The organism is Caballeronia terrestris (genome assembly GCF_001544515.1).
GTDB classification, from domain to species: Bacteria; Pseudomonadota; Gammaproteobacteria; order Burkholderiales; family Burkholderiaceae; genus Caballeronia; species Caballeronia terrestris.
In genome coordinates this window covers 1-4,221 of sequence record NZ_FCOL02000177.1, presented here as the reverse complement: position 1 = coordinate 4,221, position 4,221 = coordinate 1, and the positions used below count along the sequence as shown (strand labels likewise).

2 protein-coding genes are annotated in these 4,221 nt (G+C 54.3%); both read right to left on the bottom strand.

Features of this window, described 5'->3' with window-relative positions:
• Nucleotides 1–181: 181 nt before the first annotated feature.
• Nucleotides 182–2,686 (bottom strand): P-loop NTPase family protein, encoded by a 2,505-nt coding sequence (locus AWB67_RS34700; RefSeq protein WP_087660457.1) that lies wholly within the window; start codon nt 2,684–2,686, stop codon nt 182–184.
• Between the two features lie 790 nt (nt 2,687–3,476).
• Complete coding sequence (locus tag AWB67_RS34695; RefSeq protein WP_087660456.1) at nt 3,477–4,103, bottom strand: tyrosine-type recombinase/integrase; 627 nt, start codon at nt 4,101–4,103, stop codon at nt 3,477–3,479.
• Between the last annotated feature and the right edge of the window lie 118 nt (nt 4,104–4,221).

Here is a 4,221-nt window from a genome sequence, read left to right as displayed (position 1 = left end):
AATCGACGACTGTGGCTTTTCAACGATGCGCTCATGCTGCGTTGCGGGTCATTAAGGCCGATGGCTCAAATCGACCCTGAACCGTCGTTCGAACTGCTACAACTGCAATGACAGCTCCTGGAATACAACGGACAACAACCCAGTCGTCAACTTATCGACCATTCAGCCTGCAACATGTGCTTTACCCAGGTCCACCGTTTGCCTTATTTTCGTGTTGGAAGAAAGGGGAAAACACGTGCACAGCCATTTGTTCGCGCGACGGAAGTGAAGCGGGGACGAACTGCCCGTCGACCCACCTGCTCATCTGGATAATGGCTTCCATCGAACGCACGCCGTGCAAATATTCTTTCTGGTTAAGAAATTCGTCGATGACGGTCGGATGAATACGAGCACGCTGTACGCCGTTCGAGTATGAAACGAAGATGGCTTTGGCCTGTTGGTCAAGCAGAGAGCGCAAAATCACTGCACGCCGCAACCTGGTCGCGTTGGTCAGCGCCAATGGCACGCCATTCTTGTCTCGGCCTTCGTTGATATCAGAAATATCAAGGTAGCCCCGAAGCCGACTTGCAAAATCCCCCAGTTTCGACGAACGAACCACTGTGGCCTCAGGCGAATCATCGTAATCTCGCTCTTGGGTTGCGCCGGGAGTCACCACGACATTGTTCCTTGATTTTCCACGTAACTCCGGCGAATTGACCTGATCTAACCTGGTCGGAACATCGGGAGTCACGGCGAGTTTATACCTTAACTTTTCGAGCGGGCGCGCGAATTCCTCGTAGGAGTTTGCCGTGCCACCCGAGAAAAGAAATATTGAACGCCCCACTCGATAGTCGCCGTTTTTGCCTCTGAACAGACCATCTTGCATCGGTGCGAGAAAATACTTCAACCAACCTCGCCATGTCTCGAAAGAGGCATCGAACTCATCGAAGATCGCGAGAGGCACCTCTTTGCTTGAAAGCGCTCGGTCCTGGATACGGTGAAACGCGTCGGTGAGTTGATCAACTGTACTGAATTGCGCAAGATTGAACGTCAATGGCTCAGTCTTGCGGCCAGGATCGACGCTTTCCAGAATCTGCTTGACCCCAAAGGACTTCCCTGACCCCGGACTGCCAAAAACGGCAATCGATAGTGGCGTGCCCCACTCGTCGGTCTCGATGTATTTCTTGATAATTTTTGCCAGACTATGATGATTCCCGATCTCTTTGGCATTGACCAACCGAAGGTTGTTGAAAGCAGCATACGGCAGGGTAATGTAACTCTTGGGAAACCAAGGCCGAAATTCTCCTGGCTCTCGCGATTTTGGCTCACTCGACATCACATCCGGATCAACTAGCGTGGCATCCATCCCGCGCTCGACGATCGCGCGCAGTCGCGCGAGCACAACATCCTTGGTGTCAGTAAGAAACGTCGTTGTCCGGTCCCAACCTGGCAGGTCCTTGGGATCTAAGTGCAGAGAGCACATGAGGTATTCGCGCTTCTCGGTGTTGCGCGACGCTTTACACATGTTCAAGCATTCGTCAGCGCTCAAAGCATTTTCAATCGCCTTAAACGGTGCATCGCCCGCCTTCTGGCGCAATCCTCGAGCGAATAGCTGGTTGAAACCAATGGCGCCAAGCCTTAGCGCATCTGGGATATTCCAGCGCCCATCAACGGTTCCATGGAAACGCGCCGCACGATACAACTCCTTGACCACGGCAGTCAGGAAAACTGAAAACTTTCCGGGAACGTCCCCATAGTTGACGGAGTCTGATTGTGCTATGCGGTCAAAGTTTGGGCAGAAGTGAAGAGATGCCCGGGTCGTTTCACCCGACTGATCGATATACAGGCTCCCAGTTTCGCGAAAAACGATCACAACATGACCGGCCAGTTCAAGTAGTTCCTTTAACGGCGACAACTTCGCAGAAGCGAAAATGTCTTTGATCGTATTTTCTAGTGCCCCGTATTTCGTGATATTCAGACCAGCCTTACGTAGACAGTCCGCCGTGATTAGAACGAGAACGTTTGGAGGTCTCGCGCCCGACTGTGCCGCGTTAGGCAGAATCAGGAGCTTCAGCTTGTTGAGCCAGCCCTCCTGAACGAGGTCTCCGTTGATTGCGACGACGAGTCCGTGCGTCGCCGCGTTGACGAGCTTACGAAGGTTGACCCATTCACTCGACGTCTCCTCCGCGTGCAAAATGACGCGTCGAGTAAAAGCGTTCTGGTCGTAGAGCACCATCACGCAATCTTTTGGTCCTGCGGACACTGTCGCGACGGCGTTCGACAGAATGGCAGCGTACTGCCCCATTTCTTGGCTAGTCGTCGACACGATCTTTTCGGGCGACGCGAGATACTCGCACTTCACGCGCAACCTCGTTTTATCGCGTTTGCCGGCCGAACTCTCGGGAAAAAGATCAAGTGCACTGATCAATTCGCCACAGGTGCCCCCCAACGACTTATACGCATCCTGATCGAAGTCGGGAATGATCTTGATGTCGCCCTCCGCGATGTCCTGCCCCTCTAATAACGCCTTTTGGATCATCACTGGAAGGAGCGGCTCGTTGGGCTCGCGGCGATATACTTTATACGGCGGGTCTGAAATGGCGTCGGCCCTGTCCTCACTTTGTTCCCGGATGAGCATCGTGTGAGATGCAAGGTCGCCAATCAGAAGTACCCTGGGACCTGTGTCCTTGCGTTCAGCGTCTGGCATGACGACCTCTCTCTCGTTGGAAATGGCTCCGTGCCATCGATGCCTAGCCTCGTCTAACGAAAACAGCAATCGGTCTGGCCAGCATCGGCAAATGCACTTTTCTTTTACATAGCCGCGCGAACGATAGCGACGTGAAAGCCGACATGTCGGCATGTCGGCATGTCGGCATGTCGGCATGTCGGCATGTCGGCATGTCGGCATGTCGGCATGTCAGCATGTCAGCATGAAGCGTCATTTACCGGCAATCACAACGCGCTTAGCTAAGTGCTGCGCATTTCTCCGTCATTGTTTAATAACGACGAAAAATGAGTTCAGCGCGCATGGACGGTCGCCTAGGAAATCTGACGGTCAGTGACTCACGTTCTCAAATCGCGTTTCCTGACTCAAACGCTTCCAGCAGTCCGACACATAGCACGTGATGCTGAAAAGGTAGGCGATTGGCGAAGTAAAAGCACGGATGTTTTCCCCAGGGCGTTCCTATTATGTATCGTGCGTCATCGCACATACGCGCCATTGGTTCTGTGTGTGCGTGGCAATGTCTTTCGACGATCCATGCATGCGCTTGGTAGCTGCCGTTCGACTCGGGCCGCGGGACAATTGACCTATCTGGAACGTCAGCCGGGCGCTTGGGCGTCGATCGTTCAAGATCGGTTTAGGCCGAGACGCGACGTGCATTATCGATCGTCGAATGGCCGTTGACAGAGCGAAGCAGTCGCACCAATGTCCAAACCATAGTCGCGACGAGTGACTTTTCCTGGCCGGCAAGCGCCCGCTCGCCGGCCATGACCTATCAAACTTCGGTTTGCTCCGCCATCTCGAGCGCGTCGTCTACCTCGATCCCGAGGTAACGCACTGTACTTTCAAGTTTCGTATGGCCTAAGAGCAATTGAACTGCGCGCAGATTCTTGGTGCGCCGATAGATCAGCGATGCCTTCGTGCGGCGCATCGTGTGAGTGCCGTACGCCGCGTCATCCAATCCAATCGAAGCGATCCAACGATGAACGATGCGAGCGTACTGGCGTGTCGACACGTGCGCTGACGCATGCAGCCGACTCGGGAACAAATAGTCGGCTGCCTTCAGCCCCCGCGCCGAAATCCAGGCTGCGACACTCTGCCGAGTCTGCTCTGTGATTTCGAACTGCACCGGCCGTTGCGTTTTTTGCTGCATGAACGTCGCTCGTGAGACCACATGGCTTCCCATGCATATGTCCTGCACCTGCAGTCGCGTCAGATCGCATGCCCGAAGCTTGCTGTCGATTGCCAAGTTGAACAGCGCCAACTCGCGAACGTTGGATGACATCTGAAGTCTCGTGCGAATCGCCCAGATCTCGCGCAGTTTCAACGGCGGCTTCTGGCCAGTCAGCCTCCCCTTGTTCCACGGCACCCGACCAGCGCTGAAAGAATTAAGCGTTTCCATGTCAACCTCCTCTTCAATGAAGGGAGATCGATTGTGCGCGCCGCGGTAGCAGTAGGTTCGGTTTGTCTGTTGCCGCCTCTTTCGTTCGGCGGTGCCCTAATAACCTCGCCCTAACTCC